General features: G+C 73.5%; 4 protein-coding genes and 1 pseudogene. 4 read left to right on the top strand and 1 reads right to left on the bottom strand.

Annotated elements, in window-relative coordinates; genetic code table 11:
• Positions 1–43 precede the first annotated feature (43 nt).
• Positions 44–739 (bottom strand): TetR/AcrR family transcriptional regulator, encoded by a 696-nt coding sequence (locus ACFWA9_RS38210; protein ID WP_380394001.1) that lies wholly within the window; start codon positions 737–739, stop codon positions 44–46.
• Between the two features lie 367 nt (positions 740–1106).
• On the opposite strand from ACFWA9_RS38210, the gene ACFWA9_RS38205 reads away from it, so the two are divergent.
• The 4 genes and pseudogenes from ACFWA9_RS38205 to ACFWA9_RS38190 all read left to right on the top strand — a co-directional run.
• Positions 1107–2102 carry a tetratricopeptide repeat protein gene (locus ACFWA9_RS38205; RefSeq protein ID WP_329489650.1) on the top strand — a complete coding sequence of 332 codons (996 nt, stop codon included), beginning with the start codon at positions 1107–1109 and terminating at the stop codon, positions 2100–2102.
• 698 nt (positions 2103–2800) lie between these two features.
• The gene (locus ACFWA9_RS38200) at positions 2801–3466 is read left to right on the top strand and encodes a DUF6230 family protein (protein ID WP_359803105.1); all 666 of its coding nucleotides are present in this window, start codon (positions 2801–2803) and stop codon (positions 3464–3466) included.
• A gap of 131 nt (positions 3467–3597) precedes the next feature.
• On the top strand, positions 3598–4224 hold the full coding sequence (locus tag ACFWA9_RS38195; protein WP_380393996.1) for a DUF6114 domain-containing protein: 627 nt from the start codon (positions 3598–3600) through the stop codon (positions 4222–4224).
• Positions 4221–4853 (top strand): annotated as a pseudogene (locus tag ACFWA9_RS38190) (hypothetical protein); the annotation flags it as partial. The gene ACFWA9_RS38195 and the pseudogene ACFWA9_RS38190, both read left to right, overlap by 4 nt.

Genomic DNA, 4853 nt, shown 5'->3' with positions numbered 1-4853 from the left:
GAACCGCCCCGCGCAGTCGCGCGGGGCGGTTCTCGGCGTCCGCTCAGCCGGCGAGGAGCCGCGGGAACGGTCCGAGCAGCAACTCGGTGAAGCGGCGGATCCACTCGGCGGTGATCGGCTCGCCGCTGACCAGCACCCGGTGCTCGACCGTCCCGGCGATGATGTCGAAGATGATGTCGATCTCCTCGGCGGCCGCCGCCGGGTCGCCGTCCGGGGCGAGTTCGCCGCGCGCCTGGGCGGCGGCCCGGCCCTGGCGGACCAGGCGCTTCTGCGGGTCCACGATCGCCTCCCGGATCCGCCGCCGCAGCTGCCGGTCCCGGGTGCCCTCGGCGAACAGCGCGAGCAGCGCGGCCTGCGTCTCCGGGCGGACCAGCAGACCGGCGAACTGGGCCACCACGGCCTCGATGTCGGCCCGCAGGCTGCCGAGGTCGTGCATCACCAGTTCGTCGAAGAGGCTCGCGACGGCGTCCACCACCAGCTCGTTCTTGGAGGGCCAGCGGCGGTACAGGGTGGTCTTGGCGACCTTGGCGCGGGTGGCCACGTGGCCCATGGTCAGCCCGCCCCAGCCGAGTTCGGCCAGGGCCTCGCGGGTGGCGTCGAGGATGGCGGTGTCGGCGGCCGCGCTGCGCGGGCGGCCCTTGGCCCGGGTGGTGGTGCTCTCGGCGCCGTCCGGGGCCTGTGGGGGGTCTTCACGGCCCGCCGGGCACGCCGGGGTCGCGGGGGGCTGGGGGGCCGGCACCGGGCCTCCTTGCGATGTACTGGTAAGTAACATGGGTGGGGCAGGTAACGGTAGCGACTGTTCCCCGTCGGGGTCAGCGGATGCGGGCGGGAAAGTGGGGCAGCTCACGTCCCGGGACGCCGGGATGGGGTTGCGGCGGGGGGCCTCGGTCCAGTTACGCTACGACTCGTAGCGAAAGCAGTGACGACCAGGCGCCGTGACCCCGTGGGACGGGGACGGCGCGGGCGCGGATGGGGATCCGCGCCGAACGGTTCAGGTTACCGGGGGACGGGCAGTCCACCTGGGGAATCGCCGCCGCGCAGCCCGCGCGGTGCGACTTTCCGGAGGTTGGTGCCCGTCAGCGGCGCGGACGGGGGAGGATAGTGCCATGCAGCCACGGAATTCGCGTCTCAACAGCTCCGCTCTGCGCGGTGCGGTCGACCTCGCCGCAGTGAAGGCAGCCGGCGAGGCCGCCCAGAAGGCCGAGCAGGCCAGGGCCGAGCGGGCCCGCCAGGCGGCGGCCGCCGAGGCGGCCGGGGTCGCCCCGGCCCAGCCCGCGTACCCGCTCGTCATCGATGTCACCGAGGACACCTTCGAGACCGAGGTCGTCCAGCGCTCCACCGAAGTGCCGGTGGTCATCGACTTCTGGGCCGAGTGGTGCGGTCCGTGCAAGCAGCTCAGCCCGATGCTGGAGCGGCTGGCCGAGGAGTACGCCGGCCGGATCGTGCTCGCCAAGATCGACGTCGAGGCCAACCAGCTGCTCACCCAGCAGTTCGGCATCCAGGGCGTCCCGGCCGTGATGGCCGTGGTGGCCGGCCAGCTGGTGCCGCTGTTCCAGGGCGCCGAGAGCGAGGCCAACGTCCGCAAGGTGCTGGACCAGCTGATCCTGGTGGCCGAGCAGCGCTTCGGCGTGGTCGGCGGAGCCGGGGCACCCGCCGAGGCGTCGGGCGAGGCCGAGACGTACCTGCCGGAGGACCCGGCCCTGGCGGCCGCGCACGAGGCGCTGGACCGGGGGGACCTCGGCGGCGCCGTCCAGGCGTACCGGAACGTGCTGGCCGACGAGCCGGGCAACACCGAGGCCCGGCTCGGCCTGGCCCAGGCGGAGCTGCTGCGCCGGGTGGAGGGTCTGGACCTGGCGGGCGTCCGCGCGGCGGCCGCGGCCGACCCGAAGGACGTCGCGGCCCAGCTGGACGCGGCCGACCTGGACCTGGTGGGCGGTCACGTCGAGGACGCCTTCGGGCGCCTGGTGGCCACCGTCGGGCGGACCTTCGGCGAGGACCGGGACACCGTCCGGCTCCGGCTGCTGGAGCTCTTCGAGGTGATCGGCACCGACGACCCGAGAGTGACGGCGGCGCGCGGCGCGCTGGCCCGCGTGCTGTTCTGAGGACGGTCCAACGGCCGGTTCTGGCACGGCGGATGACCTGCGGTGTCGCTGACGATTTGGCGACAATCCGGTCATCGGTCCAGAGGTTTACCAAATCTTGACAACACCCGTGGGCGGTCACTTCAGGTGACCGCCCACGGGTGTTTCGCTGGTGTTTCCGGCGGATTTCGTCCTCACCGTTCCTTCAATTCATCACTCTGGGTGTGCGGGCGGCCATTTCCATGATCGCCGCCGTCCGATGTTGGATTACCCGTCAGTAATGAACCCCTTGTGCTTCGCCCGGGATTCAAGCAGCATCGGCGACGCCCGGTCCCAGCGTTCAGCCCCCCGACAGCCGGTCGGTGGGCGGAGCCAGGGATCCCCACCGGGTGAGCCGCCGGCCGAGGCCGGCGGTGGGAGGGCAGGGGGGTATCCGCGGTCCCACGGCGGTTCCTGTCCTTCGAACCGGCCGCGCGGCCCGCGCGGTCGCTGGTTGTCGCTCGGGGGTGATCGCCGATGTCGTCGGTCCTGCCCGCCGCCCCGCAAGGGCGGTCGGTGAAGGGACGGGAGTGCCGCTGTGTGCCGGCCGCTCCCGCGTCCGACGACGCCAACGGCGCTCTCCGCTACCGAGGACGTAGCTCTCTCCCATCCCAGGCCCCCACCGGTGCGCGACGCACCGCCGGGGAGCCGGAGATGTACGTCCTAGAAGGAGGACTCGCATGTCCCAGACCTACGGCAAGACCCGCTGGAAGCGCTTCGCCCTGGTGATGGTGCCCAGCCTCGCGGCCACCGCCGCGGTGGGCGTCGCACTGGCGAACAACGCGCTTGCGGCTTCGTTCAGCGTCTCCGGCCAGAGCTTCAAGGTCACCACGGCCGAGCTGCACGGCACCAACTTCGCGCAGTTCGGCTCGATCGACGCGGAGACCAACGGCACGCCGCACCCGGTCGCCATCTCGGCGTTCGACTCGGCCACCATCAAGAGCCTCTGCCAGTCCGTGGTGACCGACCCCAACGTCATCCCCGGCCTGCCGTGGAAGCTGCCGAAGATCACCCTGCGCCTGGAGGCCGGCCAGAGTGACGACCCGGCGAAGCAGGTCACTGCCAAGAACCTGCTGATCGACCTGGAGCAGCTGAACGCGGACGCCGAGTTCACCAACATCAACATCGGCCAGGACGCGTCCACCCTGAAGGGCACCGCCACCCAGGGCTGGAAGTCCAAGCTCGGTACCGGCCTGCCCTCCGGCGCCACGGGCTTCGCCCAGGCCGCCGACAAGGCCGACCTGTCCAACGTGCAGCAGACCGCCTGGGCCACCTCGGCCGGCACCTTCAAGCTCCAGGGCCTGAAGCTCAACCTGCACACCGACGGCGGGCACGAGTGCTACTAGGCCGTTGACCGGCGGCGGGCCCCGGCCCGCCGCCGACCGCGGTACCCGGGGGGTCGGGGGCGGTGCGTGCGCCGTCCCGGGCCCTCCCCCTCCCGTTTTTCGCCTCGTTCACACCATCGAGGAGCTGCATCGTGTCCAGCGCCCTTGCCGAGTTCCGGCCCGCCGAGCACGAGAACCCCGCCCAGTGGGTGCGTCGGGTGTTCCGTAACTTCCGCCGGTCCCGGCCGTTCTACGGCGGCTTGCTGGCCATGATCGCCGGCGTCCCGATCATGTACTTCCCGTACGCCAAGCTGGCGTTGAACGGCATGACCGTCACCATGGCGACCACGGCCGGTGCCGGGTCATTGATCATCGGGGTCCTGCTGATCGTGCTGGGCCTGACCGCCTGGTTCCAGCCGGCCGTCCGGTTCTTCGCCGGCATCGCCACCACGCTGCTGACCCTGATCTCGATCCCGGTCTCCAATCTCTCCGGTTTCGGCATGGCGCTGCTGCCCGGTCTGATCGGCGGCGGGCTGATGCTCTCCTGGGCGCCGAACCCGGCCGCGCCGACGACCGAGGCGGTCGCCGCCGGCGCCGGCGGCGCCAGGACCCTGCCGTCGACGGCGTCCGAGGAGCCCGGCACCGCGGAGTTCGCCGCCGAGGAGCCCGCCACCGCGCCGCTGCCGGCCGTCCCCGCGCAGGCCGCCCCGGCCGACGGCGGTACCGCCGGGGCCGGCGCCCCGTCGCAGCACACCGGTGACCAGAAGGAGGCACGGTGAGCGGGTCCCAGGAGCCGCGGGCGGAGCAGCGCTCCGGGCGGCACGCGGCGCCCCGCACGCCCGTCCGGGTCCGGCTCAGGGGCCGCGCGCTGGCGATGGCCGCGGTGCCGACCGCGCTGCTGATGGCCGCCGCCTACACGCCGAACGCCGCGATCGCCGAGACCTCGGCGGGCAAGCCCTGCGCCACCGCGCCGGACACCGCGCCGCCGGTGGTGGCGGAGACCCCGGTGCCCAAGAGCGAGCTGCCCCCGCCGCTGCCCGGTCCGTCGGTGCCGCTCCCGGAGAGCCCGGCGACCACCCCGGCGGGCACGCCGACCGGTACGCCGACCAGCGCGCCGACCGGTGCTCCGACGAGCACGCCCACCACGGTGCCAGGCACCCCGGCCCCCTCGTCCTCGCCGGCCTCGGCCCCGGTCCGGTCGGCGACCACCGGCGGGTCCGGCGGCGGCGTCGTCCAGGCCGGGCTGATCGACGACATCGTCGGCGGGATCACCAACCTGATCCACCCGAGCGCGTCGGCGAGCCCGTCCGCCTCCGCCACCACGGCCGCCCCGGCGCCGACCCAGGCCCCGGCGACCGCGCCCGCCGCGGGCAACCGCGCGGTGGCCCCGGCCGCCGCCACCCAGGCG

The sequence above is a fragment of the Kitasatospora sp. NPDC059973 genome, assembly GCF_042737525.1.
GTDB lineage: Bacteria > Actinomycetota > Actinomycetes > Streptomycetales > Streptomycetaceae > Kitasatospora.
Note: the sequence above shows the minus strand (reverse complement) of the source record. Positions and strands in the feature narration are given on the sequence as shown.